Source organism: uncultured Comamonas sp., from assembly GCF_964277875.1.
Classification (GTDB): Bacteria; Pseudomonadota; Gammaproteobacteria; order Burkholderiales; family Burkholderiaceae_C; genus Comamonas; species Comamonas sediminis.
The window spans coordinates 1-19,288 of the sequence record NZ_CAXYJV010000021.1 but is presented as its reverse complement, the minus strand read 5'-3'; the positions used below and the strand labels follow the sequence as shown (position 1 = coordinate 19,288).

Here is a 19,288-nt window from a genome sequence, read left to right as displayed (position 1 = left end):
CTATTATATAGCATCAAGCGCTTCAAACTTGGCGACCCTACGGGGATTCGAACCCCGGTACTCACCGTGAAAGGGTGATGTCCTAGGCCTCTAGACGATAGGGTCAAAACCTAAGAACCGATTTCTCGTTTCCGATAATCTTTGGTGGAGGTAAACGGGATCGAACCGATGACCTCTTGCATGCCATGCAAGCGCTCTCCCAGCTGAGCTATACCCCCCCGTATCGGCAAGTTTTACAATTACTTGTTGCTGCTCACCGAAGACTCGAATTATAGGGCGTATTTCAGCGCTTTTGCAGTCTTTCGATAATTTTTTCACGACCGAGTAATGCAAGCACTGCGTCCACCGACGGCGTATGGGCGGTACCCACCGCCAAAACACGCACCGGCATCGCCAGTTGGGGCATCTTCATGCCGTGTGTCTTGAGCACTTGCTTGAAGCCGGCGCTGATCGCTTCCTTGCTCCAATCACCTGCTTGCAGCACCTGCAGCAGCTCGTCGATCACCGGAATGATCTCGGGCGTTACATGGGCAGCCAGGTCTTCCGCACTGGGCTGCACGTCCTTGTAGAACACTTGGGCCCATTGCGCCAGGTCTACCAGGGTGTCGCAGCGGTCTTTGAACAATGCACAGATGCGTGGCAGGCGGCCATCACCGACGGTGATGCTGTCCAGGCCCAGGTTCTTCAGGAACGGGGTCAGCATGGCTGCCAGTTCGTCATCGGGCGTCAGCTTCATGTGCTGGGCATTGACCCAGCGCAGCTTGGCCTCGTCGAACTGGCCGGCGCTGCGGCCCAGGTGGTCCAGGTTGAACCATTCCAGGAACTGCTGGCGCGAGAAGATTTCGTCATCGCCGTGGCTCCAGCCCAGGCGCGCCAGGTAGTTCACCATGGCATCGGCCAGGTAGCCTTCGTCGCGGTACTGGGTCACCGCCTTGGCGCCATTGCGCTTGCTCATCTTCTCGCCCTGCTCATTGAGCACGGTAGGCAGGTGGGCAAACACCGGCACATCGGCGCCCAGCGCTTCGAAGATGTGGATCTGGCGGGGCGTATTGTTGACATGGTCGTCACCCCGGATCACGTGGGTGATGGCCATGTCCATGTCATCGACGCAGACGCAGAAGTTATAGGTCGGCGTGCCATCGGGACGGGCGATCACCAGGTCATCCAGCTCCGAGTTCTGGAACTCGATGCGGCCCTTGCACTTGTCTTCCCAGGCGACCACGCCAGTCAGCGGGGTCTTGAAGCGCAGCACGGGCTTGACGCCTTCGGGTACCGGCGGCAGCACCTTGCCCTCTTCGGGGCGCCAGGTGCCGTCATAGCGGGGCTTTTCCTTGTTGGCCATCTGCTTTTCACGCAGCGCGTCCAGCTCTTCCATGCTCATGTAACAAGGGTAGACGGCACCCTTCTCTTGCAGGGTGGCCAGCACTTCCTTGTAGCGGTCCATGCGCTGCATCTGGTAGAACGGGCCCTCGTTGGGGTCCAGCTGCAGCCAGGCCATGCCTTCCAGAATCACATCGACGGAGGCCTGGTTGGAACGCTCCAGGTCGGTGTCTTCGATGCGCAGGATGAAATCACCCTGGTTGGCGCGTGCGAAGGCCCAGGGGTAGAGGGCCGAGCGGATGTTGCCCAGATGGATAAAGCCGGTCGGCGATGGGGCAAAACGGGTACGTACTTTGGTGCTCATGTCAGGGTATCCAGGCCGCGCAACAGGTCGGCTTTCAAATCATCCAGGTGTTCCAGGCCAACGGAAATGCGGATCAGGCCCTGGCCCACGCCTGCGGACTGGCGCTGCTCTTCGGTCAGGCGGCCATGCGAGGTGCTGGCCGGATGGGTGATCGTGGTCTTCACATCACCCAGGTTGGCCGTGATCGAGCACAGCAAGGTGCTGTCGATCACGTGGAAGGCTTGGGCGCGCAGCTGCTCCGCACCCTCACCCACCACGTCAAAGGCCAGTACCGCCCCGCCCATGCCGTTTTGCTGGCGCATCGCCAGCGCATGCTGCGGGTGGCCTTCCAAGCCAGGGTAGTACACCCGGGCGACCTTGGGATGCGACTCCAGCCAGCGTGCCAGCTCCAGCGCTGCGGCGCTTTCCGCCCTCACCCGCAGGGCCAGGGTCTCCAGCCCCTTCATCACCACCCAGGCGTTGAACGGAGAAAGGTTCAGTCCACCGCTGCGCAGGAAGGTGCCCATGACCTTGTCGACCAGCGCGACTGTGCCGCAGACGGCGCCTGCCATCACGCGGCCCTGGCCATCGAGGAACTTGGTGCCCGAATGCACCACCAGATCAGCGCCGAGCTTGGCCGGTTGCTGCAGCACGGGCGTGGCAAAGCTGTTGTCCACCGCCAGCAATGCGCCATGCGCATGGGCGATCTCAGCCAGCGCGGCGATGTCGCACAGGTCGGTCAGCGGATTGGTCGGCGTCTCGGCAAACAGCATGCGCGTATTGGGCCGGATCGCCGCCTTCCAGGCCTGCACATCGGTTTGCGGCACAAAGCTGGTCTCCACGCCAAAGCGGGCCATCTCGGTACCCAGCAGCTTGATCGTCGATCCGAACATGGACTGCGAGCAGATCACATGGTCGCCCGTCTTCAGCACGGTCAGGGCCACCAGCAAGATGGCGGACATGCCGGTCGAGGTGGCGATCGCACACTCGGTACCTTCCATCGCCGCCAGGCGGCGCTCAAAGCTGGTCACCGTCGGGTTGCCGGTGCGGGTGTAGGTGTAGCCTTCTTCGAGCGCGGCAAAGCGGCGCGCGGCCGTCTCGGCATTGGGTTGCACAAAGCTGCTGGCCAGGTACAGGGCTTCACTGTGTTCGCCCCACTGGCTGCGCTCGATCGCCTCACGGACCGCCAAGGTATCAGGGTGCAGGCCTGGCGGCAATTTCTTTTCAGTCATTCTTCTTCCCTAGCAGTGCGCAGACCGCCATCAAGTCGCATCGGTCACATCGGCATTGCGCAGCGACAGACGCGAGGTATCGAGATCGTCCTCTTCGGTGGTGACACGGCCTTCATTGACCTGCGAGATGCCTTCAGGCGTGATGCCGGTCACATAGATGCCATCGAAACACGAAGCCTCGAAGCCATGCACGCCGGTATTGAGCTTGCCCACGGCGTTCTTCATGCCATCGACGTCCTGGTAGATCAGCGCATCGCAGCCGATGTACTGGCGGATCTCTTCGAGGCTGCGGTCATGGGCCACCAGCTCCTTGGCGGTAGGCATGTCGATGCCGTAGACGTTCGGGAAGCGCACCGGTGGCGCAGCGCTGGCCAGATAGACCTTGTTGGCACCAGCGTCGCGCGCCATCTGCACGATTTCCTTGGAGGTCGTACCACGCACGATGGAGTCATCGACCAGCAGCACATTGCGGCCCTGGAACTCGCTGCCGATGGCATTGAGCTTCTGGCGCACCGATTTCTTGCGCGCACCCTGGCCCGGCATGATGAAGGTACGGCCCACATAGCGGTTCTTGACGAAGCCTTCGCGGTAGGGCTTGCCCAGCAGCTGGGCCAGCTGCATGGCGCTGGGGCGGCTCGATTCAGGGATCGGGATCACCGCATCGATCTCGTTGGGCGGCACCATCGAGATCACGCGCTTGGCCAGCGTCTCACCCAGGTTCAGACGTGCCTGGTAGACCGACATGCCATCGAGCACCGAATCCGGGCGGGCCAGGTAGACAAACTCGAAGATGCAGGGGTGCAGGCTGGGGTTTTCGGCGCACTGCTCAAAAGTCAGCGAGCCATCGTCGCCGATGAACACGGCTTCGCCAGGCGCAATATCACGATCCAGTTGCTGCATCGTGCCTTCCAGCGCCACCGATTCGCTGGCCACCATGACCGTGCCATCGGCGCCACGGCCAATGCACAGCGGGCGGATGCCATTCGGATCGCGGAAAGCCACCACGCCGTGACCGGCAATCAGTGCGATCACGGCGTAGGAGCCCTGTACACGCTTGTGCACCGCACGGATGGCGTTGAACACATCCTGCTTTTGCAGCGGGATGCCATGGGTGGCGCGCTCGAGCTCATGGGCGAACACGTTGAGCAACACTTCCGAATCGCTCTCGGTATTGGTGTGGCGGTGGTCGGTGGAGAACAGCTCCTTGCGCAGCTGCACGGCATTGGTCAGATTGCCGTTGTGCACCAGCACGATGCCAAACGGTGCATTGACGTAGAAAGGCTGGGCTTCCTCTTCGCTGTAGGCATTGCCTGCGGTGGGGTAGCGCACCTGGCCCAGGCCGACATTGCCCGGCAATGCCCGCATATTGCGGGTACGGAACACATCCTTGACCATGCCTTTGGCCTTGTGCATGAAGAACTTGCGCCCCTGCTGGGTTGCAATGCCTGCTGCATCCTGTCCACGGTGTTGCAGCAGCAACAGCGCGTCATAGATCAATTGATTGACCGGCGTGCTACTGACGACTCCGACGATTCCACACATATTGAGCGTTCCAAAAACGTTAACGCGGCTCAGCCGCGATGCGTGCACCAGCCTCGGTGAGCTGGTCCACCAGTGAAGACCAATGTCTTCCCATTTCCTGCGGCATCCATGGCCGCAACACTGACACTGCCGACACCAGATGCGGTGCGAAGACTGAAGTGTTCCAGATTTGCGATTCCCGCATCGATGTCAGCATGAAAACCAGAGCGATCAACACAAGTAGTAACACCCCACGCAAGGCACCAAAAAGCGCGCCCAGCGTGCGGTCAAAGGGCCGCAAACCCACTATCTGAACCAGCTTGCCGATGATGCGGATCACCAGACCCAAGCTGAAGATGGCGGCAACAAAGACGATCACAAGACCTGCGGCTATGCGCACGCCCTCGTCCATCTCCTGCATCGGCAACCACATGCCGACCTGTGCGCCCCACAGCCGTGCGGCAAAAAACGCCAGCACCCAGCTGATCAGCGACAGCACCTCGAACACCAGACCGCGCAAGGCGCCGATCAGCACCGATCCCACCAGAATCAAGACAAACACCCAGTCCAGTGCCGACATGTCAATGCTCCGTCCACAAGGACCCGGGCGCGGCGGCCAAGGCCGGCACCCGGCAAAGGGTGCTAGGCGATGGCCAGGCGCGGTAGAAAAGTGTCACAACGGAACGCAGAGGCCAGCAGCGCCAGCCTTACAGCGGCAGCAGCGCAGCTGGCAGGCCCTGGGCACGCACCTTGGCTGCGGCACTGTCGGCCTCTTCCTTGCTGTTGAAAGGACCCACGCGCACACGGATGCGGGTGCCCGATGCCGTCTTCACCGACTGGGTAAACGCGGGCACGCCGGCCATCTGCAGCTTGGCACGCACCTCGGCGGCCTTGCTCTCTTCGGCAAACGCGCCTACCTGGATCGCATAGCGGCTGGTGGCTGCTGCCGGCTTGGCTGCGGGCGCAGCCGCTGGTGCTGCTGCAGGCGCGCTGGCGGTTCGGCCCTCCATCATCGCACGCACCCGGTCGGCCTCATCATCGCGCTTGGGCTTGGCGGGTTCTGCCGGCTTGGGCTTGGGCTCTTCCTTGGGCTTGGCCTCAGGTTTGGGCTCAGGCTTGGGTTCGGGTTTGGGAGCCGGCTTGGGCTCTGGCTTGGGTTCTGGTTTGGCTGCAGGCTCTGGCTTGGCTGCAGGCTCGGGTTTGGCAGCCGCCGCCGGCTTGTCAGCGGGTTTGTCGGCGGGCTTGCTGGCAGCAGCGGTGGCAGCTGCTGCTGCCGCAGCGGCAGTAGCGCCCGCTGCTGCCGGAGCCGTGGCGGCCTGGCTGGCCGCATTGCTTCTCGCACCAACGATTTCCTCGCCCGCATCCAGGCCATTGTCATTGCCCGAATGGCTGCCATGCGGCGCTGCAGCGTTCGACGCAGGCGGCACAGCCAGCGCAGCGACACGCTCGCGGTCCGGAATCTCAATCGAGGCATTGACCGGCACAGGGCGTGGCTGCGTGTCAAACAGCATCGGAAAACCGATGATGGCCGCCAGCACCAGCACCGTGGCACCGATCAGGCGATGGCGCGCGCGGCGCCGCATGGCCTCCACGCTTTCGGCAGGATTGCTGCGCGGCGCACGAATGACGCGCGGGCTCTCCGCTTCCTGTTGCTTTTTACCGGGCCATCGAAGATTGAAAATTGCCATGGACGATTGGAGGTCGAGCTTGAAAAATGCGGCTGCGGAGCGCCCCGCCTGGGGCCGCCATCAGTTCAGGTGCTTGGCATCGAGCCGTGGCACCCCATCCTTCAACACCCCGCCTACCGTGTAGAACGAGCCGAAAACGACGATTCTATCAGCGGGCCCCGCCGCTTCGACAGCCGCCTGGAATGCGGCCATCGGGTCAGGGTAACAAGCTGTAGCCACTTCGCGGCGCTGGTCCGACAGCAGGTGCACCGCATTCCATTTGGACTGCAGATCCACCGCCTTCTCGGCGCGGTCGGTGGGCAGATCGCAGAAATACCAGCGGTCCACCAGAGGGCCTACCTTGCGCAGCATCGGCGTCAGGTCCTTGTCATGCATGGCGCCAAAGACGGCATGGGTGGTGGGGAAGTAGCCCATCGCATCGAGGTTGGCGGTCAAGGCCGCAATCGCATGCGGATTGTGCGCCACATCCAGCACCAGGGCCGGCTGGCCGGGCACGATCTGGAAGCGGCCTGGCAGCTCGACCATCGCCAGGCCATTGCGCACGGCCTGGGCGGTGACCGGCAGCACCTGGCGCAGTGCCTCATAGGCGGCCAACACGCCGGAGGCATTGACCAGTTGGTTGGCCCCGCGCAGCGCCGGGTAGGCCATGCCAGCATAGCGGCGGCCCCGCCCTGCCCAGCTCCACTGCTGCTTGTCGCCTTCATAGTTGAAATCGCGGCCAAAGCGCCACAGGTCTGCGCCAATGCTTTGCGCATAGTCGATCACGCTTTGCGGCGGCACCGGGTCGCTGACGATGGCCGGTTTGCCCGGGCGCATGATGCCGGCTTTTTCGCGGCCAATCGATTCGCGGTCAGGGCCCAGCAGGTCCATATGGTCCAGATCGATGCTGGTGATGATCGCGCAGTCCGTGTCGATCATATTGGTGGCGTCGAGCCGGCCGCCCAGGCCGACCTCCAGAATCGCCACATCCAGCTTGGCCTGGCTCAGCAGGCGCAGAATCGCCAGGGTGGTGAACTCGAAATAGCTCAGCGAGATCTCGGGCGCCTGCAGGCGGGCCGCTTCGACCGCCTCGAAATGCGGCAGCAGATCGGCCGCGGAGACAATCTCGCCATGCACACGGCAGCGCTCTTCGAAATGCACCAGGTGGGGCGACGTGAACACACCAGGGCGGTAGCCGGCTTCCAGCGCCACCGCTTCCAGCATGGCGCAGGTCGAGCCCTTGCCATTGGTGCCCGCCACCGTGATCACCGGGCAGGCAAAGCGCAGCGCCAAGCGCTCGGCCACGGCCTTGACGCGGGTCAGCCCCATGTCAATGGTTTTGGGATGAATCTGCTCGCAGTGGCTCAGCCACTGGTCCAAGGTATCGAAACGGGTTTGCATGGGACCAGATTGTCGCGTAATTGCGGCTGTGTCATCATTGTTGCCCATGAGTAACCACACCATCGCCGTCTACGGCATCCCCAACTGCAGCACCGTCAAAAAAGCCCGCACCTGGCTCGATGCGCACGGCGTTGCGTACCAGTTCCACGATTTCAAGAAAGCCGGCGTACCGGCCAGCCATTTGCCCGACTGGATCGCGAAGGCCAGCTGGGAAAAATTGGTCAACCGCCAAGGCACCACCTGGCGCAAGCTGGACCCCGCGGTGCAGCAGACCGTGGCGGATGCCGAAAGCGCCAGTGCGCTGATGATTGCCAATCCCAGCGTCATCAAGCGCCCCGTGGTGGAATGGGGTGATGGCTCCGTCACCGTGGGCTTTGATGAGGCGGTCTGGAGCAGCAAGATCGCGTAGCGGATGCAGATGGGGACTTTGCCGCGTTGACAGGCGCTTTACGCTGCGACATGGCGCAGATACACGGCAGGGGCAGCATCTGCGCATGCTGAACTAAATGCCTGCGGCGCAGTCTTAGATATTTGTGCATGTGGTGTAAAGCGTGTCGCCGAGTCCTGGCACTCGCGCGTTGAGCACCCAGCTACTTATTGCTTTTTTGGAGGCATTCATGCCACATCTGCTCTCGGCCCGCCTGCTTGTGCTGGCTGCCATGTCCACCATGGCGGCAGCCAGCCCCTCGGTCTGGGCCCAAAATTACGCGCCTTCGCCTGATCCCTTCTTGCCCCAGCAAGCGCCTGGCGCACAGCCACCGCTGCCTGCGGGCGAGCAGCCTTATGGCCGCGTGCTGTCGGTCACGCCAGCCTACCGCCAGGTCAACACCCCACAAACCGTCTGCAATGACCAGCAGATCTATACCGGCCAGCGCACCTCCGGCGTGGGCGCCCTCACCGGCGCCGTCGTTGGTGGTTTGCTGGGCAATGGCATTGGCCATGGTTTTGGCCGGGCTGCGGCCACCGGCGCGGGCGTGATCGCCGGCTCGGCGATTGGCAACCAGCTCGAAGGCGGCACCCCCAGCTACCAAACGGTACGGCAATGTGCCAACCAGTACACCACGCAAAACCAGCCCGATGGCTACAACGTGGAGTATGAATACGCAGGCCGCCGCTACAGCACGCGCACGGCCACGGCCCCCGGCGAATGGCTGCCGCTGAGCGTGCAGCCTGCCTCTGCAGCCTACGACAACCCACCGCCCCAGGACTATGCCAACACGGTGCCCGAGCCCGGCGTTGTCGTCAGCAGCCAGCCGGTCTACCGGCAGCCGGTGTATGCGGCGCCGCCTCCTGTCTATGTGGCACCGGCGCCTGTCTACTACGCGCCACCCCCCGTCCTGCTGCAGCCCTCGGTGCAGATTGGCGTGGGCGGCTACTGGGGCGGCCATCGCGGCCACTGGCGTTAAATCGGAGCGCCAGCGCCTCCCCATGCCACGCATCCTGGCATGACAACCAGCAGCAGCGCAGACGCACTGCTGCTTTTTTATGCCTGCCATGCCGCTCAACTGCCCCACCATGTTCCAGAGACGGGCAAAGGCCTCGCCTACAATGGCGGTTTTCCTCCTTTTACCTGTTGTCCTCCATGATCACTGAGAGCATTGACGGCGTACGCCTCACCACCAAGGCCAATGTTTATTTTGATGGCAAGTGCGTCAGCCACAGCTACCAGCTGGCCGATGGCACCAAGCAATCGGTCGGTGTGGTGCTTGCAGCCACCTTGACCTTTGGCACGGCCGCCGCCGAGATCATGGAGTGTGTGGCCGGCGCCTGCGAGTACAAGCTCGACGGCAGCGACGCATGGCAAAAGTCCGGCCCTGGCGAGAAGTTCAGCGTTCCGGCCAACAGCAAGTTCGACATCCGCGTGGCCGAGGCCTACCACTACATCTGCCACTACGCCTGATTTTTGGGGGCCGGCGCCGTGCTACCGAGCGCATGCCTCCCACTGCACAGCGCTGGCCGGGCTGACCGCTGAACCAGCCCATACCCGGACAGCACCGCAGCAGCGCCTGTTTTTAGAGAAAAGCCACACCATGGAAACCATCCTGCAACATGTTCCCGTCGGCCAGAAGGTCGGCATCGCCTTCTCCGGCGGCCTCGACACCAGCGCAGCGCTGCGCTGGATGAAGAATAAGGGCGCCCTGCCCTATGCCTACACGGCCAACCTGGGCCAGCCCGATGAGTCCGATTACGACGAAATCCCGCGCAAGGCCATGGAATACGGTGCCGAGAAGGCCCGCCTGATCGACTGCCGCAGTCAGCTGGCCAACGAAGGTATCGCCGCCATCCAGGCCGGCGCCTTCCACATCTCCACCGGTGGCATCACCTACTTCAATACTACGCCGCTGGGCCGTGCCGTGACCGGCACCATGCTGGTGGCCGCGATGAAGGAAGACGACGTCAACATCTGGGGCGATGGCTCGACCTTCAAGGGCAACGACATCGAGCGTTTCTACCGCTACGGCCTGCTTACCAACCCCGCGCTGAAGATCTACAAGCCCTGGCTGGACCAGACCTTCATCGACGAGCTGGGCGGTCGCGCCGAGATGTCGGCCTTCATGACCAAGGAAGGTTTTGGCTACAAGATGAGCGCGGAGAAGGCCTACTCGACCGACTCCAACATGCTGGGCGCCACCCATGAAGCCAAGGACCTGGAGTTCTTGAACAGCGGTATCCGCATCGTCAACCCCATCATGGGCGTGGCGTTCTGGAAGCCCGAAGTCGAAGTCAAGGCCGAGGAAGTCTCCGTCACCTTCGAAGAAGGCCGCCCTGTGGCCCTGAACGGCCAGCGCATCGAAGACCCTGTGGCTTTCTTCCTGGAAGCCAACCGCATCGGCGGCCGCCACGGCCTGGGCATGAGCGACCAGATCGAGAACCGCATCATCGAAGCCAAGAGCCGCGGCATCTACGAAGCCCCCGGCATGGCACTGCTGCACATCGCCTATGAGCGCCTGGTCACCGGCATCCACAACGAAGACACCATCGAGCAGTACCGCATCAACGGTCTGCGCCTGGGCCGTCTGCTGTACCAGGGCCGCTGGTTCGATCCACAGGCCATCATGCTGCGCGAAACCGCCCAGCGCTGGGTAGCCCGCGCCATCACCGGCACGGTGACCCTGGAGCTGCGCCGTGGCAATGACTACTCGCTGCTGAACACCGAATCTGCCAACCTGACCTACAAGCCCGAGCGCCTGTCGATGGAAAAGGTCGAGGACGCGCCATTCAGCCCTGCCGACCGCATTGGCCAGCTGACCATGCGCAATCTGGACCTGATGGACACCCGCGACAAGCTGGCCATCTACACCCAGACCGGCCTGCTGACCGCCAGCGGCAGCCACGCGCTGCCCCAGTTGGGCAACGACAAAAAGTAATTCCGCCAGCGGAATCCTTCCTACTCAGCAAAAACCGCTGTGTGCCTGCCAAGGCCACAGCGGTTTTTTATCGTCTGAATGCGCGAGGGAAGAACGGCGTTCAGGCCTCGGCCACCAGGTAGACCTTCTTCACAAAGCTGTCCACCTCCCAGTGGCCGGTCCAGCCCTCGGGCATGATGAAATGGTCGCCCACGCCAAAGCGGTGCACGGTGCCATCAGGGTCGACCAGGCGGCAGTCGCCTTCGACAATGAAGCAAAACTCGATGTAGCCCTGCACATTGGAGCTGAAATGGCCGGCGCTGGACTGCCAGGTGCCCGAGCTCACCTTGCCGCCCAGACCCTCAAATACGTTCATCGTCTGGTATTCGGTGTTGCCGCTGATCGGGCGGCTGGGCTTGCCGATGACGGGATTGACCAGGGTCTTGGCAGGCCAATGGATGATGGAGATCTTGGAGTCGGCGGAGCGGGGATGGGACATGGCGGGGATCAAGGAGCTTGTGCAAATGCGCAAGCAGGCATTATCTGGCAGCGCTGCTGCGCGGCGCCTTGCCCCTTTGTGAAAAGCCCAAGAAAAGGCGGCTCCGATGGAGCCGCCTGCTTGTATCTGGCACGCCTGCAGGCGCTTTAGATGAAAGATCAGTGGAACTGCTCTTCTTCGGTCGAGCCGGTCAGCGCCTTGACGCTGGACGAGCCGCCCTGGATCACCGTGGTCACATCGTCGAAGTAGCCTGCGCCCACTTCCTGCTGGTGCGACACAAAGGTGTAGCCTTGCTCACGGGCAGCGAATTCGGGCTCCTGGATCATTTCCACATAGTGCTTCATGCCTTCGCCACGGGCATAGGCGTGGGCGAACTTGAAGGTGTTGTACCAGTTGCTGTGGATACCAGCCAAGGTGATGAACTGGTACTTGTAGCCCAGCGCAGCCAGCTCGTCCTGGAACTTGGCAATCGTGGCATCGTCAAGGTTCTTCTTCCAGTTGAAGGACGGCGAGCAGTTGTAGCTCAGCAGCTTGCCGGGGCTGGCGGCATGCACCGCCTGGGCAAACTCACGGGCAAAGCCCAGGTCCGGCGTGCCGGTCTCGCACCACACCAGATCGGCATAGGGGGCATAGGCCACGCCTCGGCTGATCGCCTGCTCCAGACCGTTCTTGACGCGGTAGAAGCCTTCCTGCGTGCGCTCGCCCACCAGGAAGGGCTTGTCATTGGCATCGTGGTCGCTGGTGATCAGGTTGGCCGCTTCGGCGTCGGTGCGGGCCAGCACGATCGTGGGCACGCCCATTACGTCAGCTGCAAAACGCGCGGCAATCAGCTTCTCGCAGGCTTCATGCGTAGGCACCAGCACCTTGCCGCCCATGTGTCCGCACTTCTTGACGGCTGCCAGCTGGTCCTCGAAGTGCACGCCGGCGGCGCCCGAGGCAATCATGTTCTTCATCAGCTCGAAGGCATTGAGCACGCCGCCAAAGCCCGCTTCTGCATCGGCCACGATCGGCAGGAAGTAGTCGATGAATTCCTTGTCGCCGGGATTCACACCCTTGGCCCACTGGATTTCGTCAGCGCGCTTGAAGGTGTTGTTGATGCGGCGCACCATGGTCGGCACCGAGTCGTAGGCGTAGAGCGATTGGTCGGGATACATGGTCTCGGACGTGTTGCCGTCGGCAGCCACCTGCCAGCCCGACAGGTAGACCGCTTCCAGACCCGCCTTGGCCTGCTGCATGGCCTGGCCGGCGGTGATCGCGCCGAAGGCATTCACATAGCCCTTCTTGGCTCCCCCATTGATCTTGTCCCACAGCACCTGGGCACCGCGCTGTGCCAGGGTGTACTCCGGCTGCACGCTGCCACGCAGACGCACCACATCGGCGGCCGAGTAACCGCGCTTGACGCCCTTCCAGCGGGGGTTTTGCGCCCAATCCAGTTCAAGGGCGGCAATTTGCTGTTCGCGGCTGAGTTGCTGGTTCAGTTTCTGGGACATGGGAAGCTCCTGTGGTCAAGTTGGATGAACTAACGGATCGAAAACCGGTGGACAGATACCGTCTGTCCATGGCTTTAACTGTACGCCCGTGCCAGCGAATTTTTTGTCTTATGTCTTATATAAGACTAAATTTTTATTATTAAAAATCAACAATCTTAACTATGTATTCCGCATTAAGAAAAGACATTTCTCATATTGAGAAATATTGATGCACTGCAATAATTTCTTATTTCACAATATGAGAATTCATTTTCACAGAGAGCATGGCCACCGCGTCGGCCCGCTCTTCGCCAACCAGGGGCCAATTGCGGCATGATGCAGCAGGCCCATTGTGCAAAGCGGATGTGACAGCTTTCTTGCGCAGGGGGCCGAGTGACCGGCTCACCGTTTCATCGCCTTGCTCCCATGCGCATCCATAGCAAACCCCTCGCTTTTTTCTATCTGGCACTCAGCATGTCGCTGGTGGGTGCCTATGTGGCGTTGTCCAAACCCCTGGCAGCCACCTTTCCTGTCTTGCTGCTGGCCTGGCTGCGTTTTGGCATCGGCGGGGTGGCGATGCTCGGGTGGATCAGGCGGCCAGCGGCAGAGCCGCCGTTGCCCGCGCGAGCCAAGGGCCTGCTGTTTCTGGAGTCCTTTTTTGGCAACTTTCTCTTCACGCTGTGCATGATCACGGGGGTGTCGTTGACCAGCGCCGTCACCGCCAGCGTGACGATGGCCACGATCCCCGCAGCCATTGCGCTGCTGAGCTGGCTGGTGCTCAAGGAGCGCATCAGCCTGCGGGTGATGATCGCGATCAGCCTGGCGGTGCTGGGCATTGTGCTGCTGGCTTTTGCCAAACCGGAGGCCAGCGCGCCCCCCGGCGCGGCGGCATCGGCAGATCCCGTCAGGCATGGGCTGGGCCAGTTGCTGCTCGTGGGCGCGGTGCTGTGCGAAGCGGTCTATGCCGTCATCGGTAAAAAACTGACCAGCAGCCTGAGTCCCAAGCGGATTGCGGCACTGATCAACCTGTGGGGCTTTGTGCTCACCCTGCCTTTCGGGCTGTACCTGGCCTGGCATTTCGACTTTGCGCAGGTACCGGTGGCCACCTGGCTGCTGCTGGTGGGCTACGCGCTGGCGGCCTGCATGGTCACCGTCTGGTTGTGGATGACGGGCCTTCAGGTGGTCCCCGCGTCGCAAAGCGCCGTGTTCACCGTGATGCTGCCGCTGTCCACTGCGCTGGTGGGGGTGGTCTTCCTCGGCGAGACCCTCAACGGCCTGCAGATGCTGGCCTTTGCGATTGCCGTCTCCAGTCTGGCCCTGGCGACCTTGCCCCTGCCCCAGCGTGGCAGAGGGCAGACAGTTTTGCAACGCGACCCGGATTGACACCGCCCCGCGAGCCAGTACCATGCGTCGAGGGGCGCAAGCTCCAAACTGACAAGAATCAACGCGCTACGCTGCTTGCTGATAGCTTTGATCCATCAACAAAGGTTAGCAAAGCTAAAACAAGCAACATTTCGAGGCAAAAAAATGCGCCTCTCCCTTGGAAAGCCGATTTTTTGCCGTTAGCATGGCTGTAACCAGCGGAGCACAGCTCTGGCTGGCATAGAGATATTGACACAAGGAAACCAAAACATGGCAACCGCATCCAAGACCGCAGCGCCTGCAAAGAAGCGCACCCCGAACGCAGCTTTCATGAAGCCTCTGACCCCTAGCGCCGAACTGGGCGCTGTGGTGGGCACCGCTCCGCTGCCACGCACCGAGATCATCAGCAAGCTGTGGGTCTACATCAAGGCCCACAACCTGCAAGACGCTGCCAACAAGCGCATGATCAACGCCGATGACAAGCTCAAGAAAGTGTTCGGCAAGCCCCAGGTGTCGATGTTCGAGATGGCGGGTCTGATCGGCAAGCACGTCAAGTAAGCCAGCCCGGTATTTTGCAGCGCCGCTCTTGGCGCCGCACGAAGAACCAGCATCTCCCATGCTGGTTTTTTTACGTCTGTCCGCAGGCATCGCACAGGAGTCCATCGCAGCGTCCCTGGCGTTCAGGTATCGGCCCCAGCGGCACTGGCCCGCCAGCGCAGACCACGGCGCGGCAAACACCGCCCCCGCCCATCGCATTCACGGCTCCGTCACGCGTCTGGAGCTCACCATCTGGCGGCGCCATGCCCCAAGACCCAGGTTAAAGAACGGCGCTGCTGCCGATTTGTCACCAGACCTTTCTGACTGAACAGTTTTCACCCGGCCCTCAGAACATTGATCTATAACAATAAATTCGTTCAATGGAGCAAAAAACCATAGGCTATCAGCGGGCTGCCGCACACAGCACCCCTATTGCGGTCAGGAGATTATTGCGAATGCGACAAATTCTTATTTATAATTCCCTTCAATTATTCACTAGCCAGCCACCACGCTGTTCATCTGACCATGATCGTTTGTGTATGCCGCAGAGTCTCGGACAAAGAGATCGCTCGCCACGCGCATGCGGGGATGTCTTTCGATGAGATCCAGTTCGAACTGGGTGTTGGACTGCAATGCGGCTGCTGCGAAGGTTGTGCCCGCGATGTGGTCGAACAGTGCAGCGCGTCGCGTCCGGTTGCAGCTCTGCGCAATGAAGCTGCAGTGCACCCGGTCCAGCTTGCCACCCCCATCCTGGAAAGCAAAGCATGGAACTCTTCGCCGCTGTCTTCGGTAGCCTGATTCTGGTTGCCGCCTCTCTCTGGTGGGTCTTTCGGAAATAAGCCACCAACGCATTGATATGCCGTGCTGCGGCTTGAGGCTGCAGCATTTTTTATTGCCCTTATGCTTTCACCAGACCCTTACAGCCCCGCCAACAAACTGGGGCGCAATATCGTGGTTACGGGTTCGGTGCTGGCAGCGCACGTCGCAGGTCTTTGGGCCTTGCAGGCGGGCCTGCTCAAGAGTGCGGCCATCGAGATGCCCAAGCCCGAGCCGGTCATGGTGCAGCTGATTGCGCCCGAGCCCATGCCCGTGGTTGCGCCGCCGCCTCCTCCGACACCCAAGCCGCCGCCCCCGGCGCCGGCACCACCGCCAAAACCCAAGCCCAAGCCCGTGCCCAAACCTGCACCCAAGCCACAGGCGATCAAGGATCCGACGCCTGCGCCCAATGCAGTGACCGGCACGACGGAGGCCCAGCCACCGGCACCGCCCATCGAGGCGCCGCCGCCCGCTCCGCCCTCGCCTCCCCCAGCTCCGCCCGCACCGCCAGCGCCCCCACCTCCACCGGTGATACAGCTGCCGTCGAGCAACGCCGCCTACCTGAACAATCCCGCCCCGCAGTACCCGGCCATCAGCCGCCGCATGGGCGAGACAGGGACCACGATCGTTCGCGCCTACATTGATGAAGAAGGCAAGCCCCAGGAGCTGCAGCTCAAGCAGTCCAGCGGGTATGACCGCCTTGACCAGGCCGCGCTCGATACGGTGCGCAAATGGCGCTTCAAGGCAGGCACCTCCAACGGAACTCCCCGGCCCATGTGGGTCAACGTGCCCATCAAGTGGGAACTCAATTAAATCGTACGGAAATAGGATCAGTTATGGACTCGCAATTCGGCATCGCCCACGTCTGGGCTCAGGGAGATTTCGTGACCAAGACGGTCGCAGTCATTCTGGTGGCCATGTCTCTCGCCTCCTGGATCGTGATCGTCATCAAGGCGCTCGATATCATGCGTTTCAAGAAGTACGCCCGCAATGCCCAGGATTTCTGGCACAGCGCGGACTTCGCCGCCGGCCTGAGCAAGCTCGGCGAGCAAGGTGACAACCCGTTCCGCCAGCTGGCCATCGAAGGCCGCGAAGCCACCGCCCACCACCGCAAAACTGCCGAGCACCTGCATGACTCGCTGGATGTCAGCGACTGGATCACACGCTGCCTGCGCAATGGCATCGATGAGTTCACGGCCCGCGCCCAGTCGGGTCTGGCCGTGCTCGCATCGGTGGGCTCCACCGCTCCCTTCATCGGTCTGTTCGGCACCGTCTGGGGCATATACCATGCACTGGTCGCCATCGGCATGTCGGGCCAGTCTTCGATCGACAAGGTCGCCGGCCCCATCGGCGAGGCACTGATCATGACCGCACTGGGCCTGGCCGTTGCGATTCCCGCCGTGCTGGGTTACAACGCGCTGGTGCGTGGCAACAAGTCGGTGCTCAACCGCCTCAACAGCTTCGCCCACGACCTGCATGCCTTCTTCGTCACCGGCACGCGCCTGAACGTCGATGCCAGCAAGCCCGGTGCCGTCGTCACGCCGCTGAAGAAAGGTGCCTGATCATGGCTTTTGGAACGCAAGACGATGCCGATGAGGTCATGAATGAGATCAACATGACGCCGCTGGTCGACGTCATGCTGGTGCTGCTCATCATCTTCATCATCACCGTGCCGGTGATGAAGCACTCGGTCAACATCGACCTGCCGCGCGCCGTCAACACGCCCGAAGATGCCAAGCCGGACACCATCCAGCTGGCCATCCTGCCCGACGGCAGCTACAACTGGAATGGCAAGGCCGTGACCGACGCCGAGCTGGAAGCCAACATGCAGACCGAGGCCAGCAAGGAGCCCCAGCCTGAACTGCACATCCGCGGCGCGCGCGATGTGAAGTACGAGAAGGTGGCCCAGGCCATGGCTGCAGCCCAGCGCAGCAACCTCAAGAAGATCGGTTTCATCACCGACCAGGTGGGCGAATAGACTGCGCCCTTCCTCTCCCCCCAAGGGCTCCGGCAGGAGCCCTTTTTGCTGCCCGAACGCCGGCCCGGCGCCGCTCCCGGTTTACCCGCAGTGACGCCTCAGCGACGCGACAACGCTGCCGGCCCTGCCTAAACTGGACCGCAGGACAAGCGCCGTGGCGACCTGTACTGGCCGAAGCAGCGGCGGGCAAACCGACCATCACCAGCGCCTCCCCCAACTATCCATAGTGAGGAGACACCGATTGATGCAGACGTCCCGCAACCCGACATTTCCCGCCTCTTTGCGCCGGCGCCACATGCTGCGCCTGGCCGTCGCCAGCGCCGCTGCCAGCGGACTGCCGCTGGCCTCCGTCGCCCATGCGGCCAGCGACAAGGCGGCCTTCCCGACCAAGGCCCTGCGCGTGGTCGTTCCCTTTGCGCCGGGGGGTGCCACCGATGTGCTGGCGCGCAGCGTCAGCGACCGGCTCGGCCAGCAGCTGGGACAGCCGGCCATCGTGGACAACCGCCCAGGCGCGGCGGGTTTGCTCGCCTGCGATGCGGTCGCCAAGGCAGCGGCTGATGGCCATACGCTCACACTGGGCACGACCAGCACCATGCTGTCGAATCAGTTCATGTTCAAAAAGCTCTCCTATGATCCGCAAAAGGACCTGGTGCCCGTCATGCGCATCTGCTGGGCACCCATTGTGCTGGTGACCAATGCCCAGATTCCGGTGCGCAATCTGCAGGAGCTGATGGCCTATATCAGCGCCAACAAAGGCAAGCTCTCGTATGGCAGTTATGGCATTGGCTCGCAGGGCCATCTGGTGCTGGCCAGTCTGAGCAACCTGACCCAGGCCGACATGAGCCACATCGCCTACAAGGGCGAGGCGCCGATGGTGCAGGACCTCGTCGGTGGCCAGTTGATGATGGGTATTGGCAGCATCCTCTCACTCAAGCAGCATATCGACAGCGGCAAGCTGCGCGCGATCAGCTTTACCGGGCCCAACCGCGTGCCCGCGCTGCCCGACGTGCCCACCTTCGCCGAGCAGGGCCACCGGGAAGATGCATTCACGATCTCTGGCTGGCTCGGCATAGCGGCCACGGGTGGCACCCCTGCCGCTGTCGTCGAGCAGCTGGGTGCCGAGGTACGCAAGGCGCTGCTGACCCGCGAGGTGAATGCCCGGGTGTTGGTGGCGGGCTTTGTGCCCTTCACCGACGACAGTCCCGCACGCTTTCAGGCCGATTGGAAGCGGGAGCTGCCGATCTGGAAAAAGCTGCTCGCCGATGCCGGCGTACAGCCCACCTGAGCTCCGCTGCGGCTCCGGCTCCGCACACACCAGGGCGCGCAACCACGGCACAGTGCTTCTGTGCCGTGGTTTTTTGCCTTTTACCACGGCAAATTTCAAATTAACACTGGACTTCACGAATACGAATCGTTATCATTTGCTTCAGTTTTATCCCTGTGAGCACCGCCATGCAAACCATCGCCCGACCCGCCACCCCGCTCGCCGCCGCCAGCAAGAGTGCCAGTGCGTCCCAAGGCCATGCCACGCCATCGGCCGCGCTGGAAAGCAGTACGCTGCTGCAAGGCGCCAAAGCGGTGTCCATCGTTCACAACGGCGCCATCTACCGTCTGCAGACCACCAAGCTCGGCAAGCTGATCCTGACGAAATAAGCCCCAGGCTCTGGCAGCCGCTTGCCGCGCTGCCCGCTTGCGCGCCAGCGCAAGGCTCTGCGCCCGGCAAAAAGCCAACTTCTTGAAGTTGGCTTTTTTAATGCCTGTGACCCGTCCGTATTAGCGTTGACACCTTGGACTTA

At 62.1% G+C, this 19,288-nt stretch carries 20 protein-coding genes and 2 tRNA genes; 12 read left to right on the top strand and 10 right to left on the bottom strand.

Annotated elements, in window-relative coordinates; genetic code table 11:
* Window positions 1-29 precede the first annotated feature (29 nt).
* The 8 genes from ACHWUQ_RS08425 to folC form a co-directional block, all read right to left on the bottom strand.
* A tRNA-Glu gene (locus ACHWUQ_RS08425) sits at window positions 30-105 on the bottom strand.
* Between the two features lie 37 nt (window positions 106-142).
* Window positions 143-218: transfer RNA gene (locus tag ACHWUQ_RS08420), tRNA-Ala, on the bottom strand.
* A gap of 65 nt (window positions 219-283) precedes the next feature.
* Window positions 284-1,684, bottom strand: a complete 1,401-nt coding sequence (gene gltX, locus ACHWUQ_RS08415) for a glutamate--tRNA ligase (protein ID WP_312524796.1) — start codon at window positions 1,682-1,684, stop codon at window positions 284-286.
* On the bottom strand, window positions 1,681-2,895 hold the full coding sequence (locus ACHWUQ_RS08410) for an O-succinylhomoserine sulfhydrylase (RefSeq protein WP_394680869.1): 1,215 nt from the start codon (window positions 2,893-2,895) through the stop codon (window positions 1,681-1,683). The genes gltX and ACHWUQ_RS08410 overlap by 4 nt, the downstream gene beginning before the upstream one ends.
* Window positions 2,896-2,925: 30 nt before the next feature.
* The gene (gene purF / locus ACHWUQ_RS08405; RefSeq protein ID WP_394680868.1) at window positions 2,926-4,437 is read right to left on the bottom strand and encodes an amidophosphoribosyltransferase; all 1,512 of its coding nucleotides are present in this window, start codon (window positions 4,435-4,437) and stop codon (window positions 2,926-2,928) included.
* Between the two features lie 19 nt (window positions 4,438-4,456).
* Window positions 4,457-4,996: a CvpA family protein gene (locus ACHWUQ_RS08400; RefSeq protein WP_239811679.1), complete on the bottom strand. Its 540-nt coding sequence runs from the start codon at window positions 4,994-4,996 to the stop codon at window positions 4,457-4,459.
* Window positions 4,997-5,123: 127 nt separating this feature from the next.
* Window positions 5,124-6,104 (bottom strand): SPOR domain-containing protein, encoded by a 981-nt coding sequence (locus ACHWUQ_RS08395; RefSeq protein ID WP_312524801.1) that lies wholly within the window; start codon window positions 6,102-6,104, stop codon window positions 5,124-5,126.
* Between the two features lie 60 nt (window positions 6,105-6,164).
* On the bottom strand, window positions 6,165-7,484 hold the full coding sequence (folC, locus tag ACHWUQ_RS08390) for a bifunctional tetrahydrofolate synthase/dihydrofolate synthase (RefSeq protein ID WP_312524803.1): 1,320 nt from the start codon (window positions 7,482-7,484) through the stop codon (window positions 6,165-6,167).
* Window positions 7,485-7,530: 46 nt separating this feature from the next.
* Here folC and ACHWUQ_RS08385 point away from each other — a divergent pair, with 46 nt between their 5' ends.
* From ACHWUQ_RS08385 to argG, 4 genes are all read left to right on the top strand, one after another.
* Entirely contained in the window at window positions 7,531-7,893 is a 363-nt protein-coding gene (locus ACHWUQ_RS08385; RefSeq protein WP_312462683.1) for an ArsC family reductase, read from the top strand.
* Window positions 7,894-8,101: 208 nt separating this feature from the next.
* The gene (locus ACHWUQ_RS08380) at window positions 8,102-8,890 is read left to right on the top strand and encodes a glycine zipper 2TM domain-containing protein (RefSeq protein WP_394680867.1); all 789 of its coding nucleotides are present in this window, start codon (window positions 8,102-8,104) and stop codon (window positions 8,888-8,890) included.
* Between the two features lie 176 nt (window positions 8,891-9,066).
* Window positions 9,067-9,384, top strand: a complete 318-nt coding sequence (locus ACHWUQ_RS08375; protein ID WP_230776163.1) for a pyrimidine/purine nucleoside phosphorylase — start codon at window positions 9,067-9,069, stop codon at window positions 9,382-9,384.
* 130 nt (window positions 9,385-9,514) lie between these two features.
* A complete protein-coding gene (gene argG / locus ACHWUQ_RS08370) occupies window positions 9,515-10,852 on the top strand; it encodes an argininosuccinate synthase (protein ID WP_239811673.1) in 1,338 nt (445 codons plus the stop codon).
* A gap of 100 nt (window positions 10,853-10,952) precedes the next feature.
* Here argG and ACHWUQ_RS08365 read toward each other — a convergent pair whose 3' ends face one another.
* Together ACHWUQ_RS08365 and aceA are read right to left on the bottom strand one after the other, a co-directional pair.
* Window positions 10,953-11,330: a cupin domain-containing protein gene (locus ACHWUQ_RS08365; RefSeq protein ID WP_394680866.1), complete on the bottom strand. Its 378-nt coding sequence runs from the start codon at window positions 11,328-11,330 to the stop codon at window positions 10,953-10,955.
* A 158-nt stretch (window positions 11,331-11,488) separates the two neighbouring features.
* Window positions 11,489-12,820 carry an isocitrate lyase gene (aceA, locus tag ACHWUQ_RS08360; RefSeq protein WP_116924135.1) on the bottom strand — a complete coding sequence of 444 codons (1,332 nt, stop codon included), beginning with the start codon at window positions 12,818-12,820 and terminating at the stop codon, window positions 11,489-11,491.
* Between the two features lie 405 nt (window positions 12,821-13,225).
* On the opposite strand from aceA, the gene ACHWUQ_RS08355 reads away from it, so the two are divergent.
* The 8 genes from ACHWUQ_RS08355 to hemP all read left to right on the top strand — a co-directional run bounded on the left by ACHWUQ_RS08355 (window position 13,226) and on the right by hemP (window position 19,145).
* The gene (locus tag ACHWUQ_RS08355) at window positions 13,226-14,182 is read left to right on the top strand and encodes a DMT family transporter (protein ID WP_394680865.1); all 957 of its coding nucleotides are present in this window, start codon (window positions 13,226-13,228) and stop codon (window positions 14,180-14,182) included.
* A 249-nt stretch (window positions 14,183-14,431) separates the two neighbouring features.
* Window positions 14,432-14,719: an SWIB/MDM2 domain-containing protein gene (locus tag ACHWUQ_RS08350; protein ID WP_133855525.1), complete on the top strand. Its 288-nt coding sequence runs from the start codon at window positions 14,432-14,434 to the stop codon at window positions 14,717-14,719.
* A gap of 504 nt (window positions 14,720-15,223) precedes the next feature.
* Entirely contained in the window at window positions 15,224-15,496 is a 273-nt protein-coding gene (locus ACHWUQ_RS08345; protein ID WP_239811670.1) for a bacterioferritin-associated ferredoxin, read from the top strand.
* Between the two features lie 102 nt (window positions 15,497-15,598).
* Entirely contained in the window at window positions 15,599-16,327 is a 729-nt protein-coding gene (locus tag ACHWUQ_RS08340) for an energy transducer TonB (protein ID WP_394680864.1), read from the top strand.
* Window positions 16,328-16,350: 23 nt separating this feature from the next.
* Complete coding sequence (locus ACHWUQ_RS08335) at window positions 16,351-17,076, top strand: MotA/TolQ/ExbB proton channel family protein (RefSeq protein WP_239811668.1); 726 nt, start codon at window positions 16,351-16,353, stop codon at window positions 17,074-17,076.
* 2 nt (window positions 17,077-17,078) lie between these two features.
* Window positions 17,079-17,492, top strand: a complete 414-nt coding sequence (locus ACHWUQ_RS08330) for a biopolymer transporter ExbD (RefSeq protein ID WP_239811667.1) — start codon at window positions 17,079-17,081, stop codon at window positions 17,490-17,492.
* 244 nt (window positions 17,493-17,736) lie between these two features.
* Window positions 17,737-18,777 carry a tripartite tricarboxylate transporter substrate binding protein gene (locus tag ACHWUQ_RS08325; protein ID WP_239811666.1) on the top strand — a complete coding sequence of 347 codons (1,041 nt, stop codon included), beginning with the start codon at window positions 17,737-17,739 and terminating at the stop codon, window positions 18,775-18,777.
* A gap of 167 nt (window positions 18,778-18,944) precedes the next feature.
* Window positions 18,945-19,145, top strand: coding sequence for a hemin uptake protein HemP (gene hemP / locus ACHWUQ_RS08320; protein ID WP_239811665.1), 201 nt, complete (start codon window positions 18,945-18,947; stop codon window positions 19,143-19,145).
* The last annotated feature ends 143 nt before the right edge of the window (window positions 19,146-19,288 follow it).

Bases quoted from the DNA above. Each gene is read 5' to 3' on its own strand.
- aceA (WP_116924135.1), bottom strand. From the start codon at position 12,820: ATGTCCCAGAAACTGAACCAGCAACTCAGCCGCGAACAGCAAATTGCC.
- hemP (WP_239811665.1), top strand. From the start codon at position 18,945: ATGCAAACCATCGCCCGACCCGCCACCCCGCTCGCCGCCGCCAGCAAG.
- ACHWUQ_RS08335 (WP_239811668.1), top strand. From the start codon at position 16,351: ATGGACTCGCAATTCGGCATCGCCCACGTCTGGGCTCAGGGAGATTTC.
- ACHWUQ_RS08385 (WP_312462683.1), top strand. From the start codon at position 7,531: ATGAGTAACCACACCATCGCCGTCTACGGCATCCCCAACTGCAGCACC.
- ACHWUQ_RS08330 (WP_239811667.1), top strand. From the start codon at position 17,079: ATGGCTTTTGGAACGCAAGACGATGCCGATGAGGTCATGAATGAGATC.
- ACHWUQ_RS08400 (WP_239811679.1), bottom strand. From the start codon at position 4,996: ATGTCGGCACTGGACTGGGTGTTTGTCTTGATTCTGGTGGGATCGGTG.
- ACHWUQ_RS08350 (WP_133855525.1), top strand. From the start codon at position 14,432: ATGGCAACCGCATCCAAGACCGCAGCGCCTGCAAAGAAGCGCACCCCG.
- gltX (WP_312524796.1), bottom strand. From the start codon at position 1,684: ATGAGCACCAAAGTACGTACCCGTTTTGCCCCATCGCCGACCGGCTTT.
- ACHWUQ_RS08345 (WP_239811670.1), top strand. From the start codon at position 15,224: ATGATCGTTTGTGTATGCCGCAGAGTCTCGGACAAAGAGATCGCTCGC.
- purF (WP_394680868.1), bottom strand. From the start codon at position 4,437: ATGTGTGGAATCGTCGGAGTCGTCAGTAGCACGCCGGTCAATCAATTG.
- ACHWUQ_RS08365 (WP_394680866.1), bottom strand. From the start codon at position 11,330: ATGTCCCATCCCCGCTCCGCCGACTCCAAGATCTCCATCATCCATTGG.
- ACHWUQ_RS08355 (WP_394680865.1), top strand. From the start codon at position 13,226: ATGCGCATCCATAGCAAACCCCTCGCTTTTTTCTATCTGGCACTCAGC.
- ACHWUQ_RS08395 (WP_312524801.1), bottom strand. From the start codon at position 6,104: ATGGCAATTTTCAATCTTCGATGGCCCGGTAAAAAGCAACAGGAAGCG.
- ACHWUQ_RS08375 (WP_230776163.1), top strand. From the start codon at position 9,067: ATGATCACTGAGAGCATTGACGGCGTACGCCTCACCACCAAGGCCAAT.
- folC (WP_312524803.1), bottom strand. From the start codon at position 7,484: ATGCAAACCCGTTTCGATACCTTGGACCAGTGGCTGAGCCACTGCGAG.
- ACHWUQ_RS08340 (WP_394680864.1), top strand. From the start codon at position 15,599: ATGCTTTCACCAGACCCTTACAGCCCCGCCAACAAACTGGGGCGCAAT.
- ACHWUQ_RS08325 (WP_239811666.1), top strand. From the start codon at position 17,737: ATGCAGACGTCCCGCAACCCGACATTTCCCGCCTCTTTGCGCCGGCGC.
- ACHWUQ_RS08380 (WP_394680867.1), top strand. From the start codon at position 8,102: ATGCCACATCTGCTCTCGGCCCGCCTGCTTGTGCTGGCTGCCATGTCC.
- argG (WP_239811673.1), top strand. From the start codon at position 9,515: ATGGAAACCATCCTGCAACATGTTCCCGTCGGCCAGAAGGTCGGCATC.
- ACHWUQ_RS08410 (WP_394680869.1), bottom strand. From the start codon at position 2,895: ATGACTGAAAAGAAATTGCCGCCAGGCCTGCACCCTGATACCTTGGCG.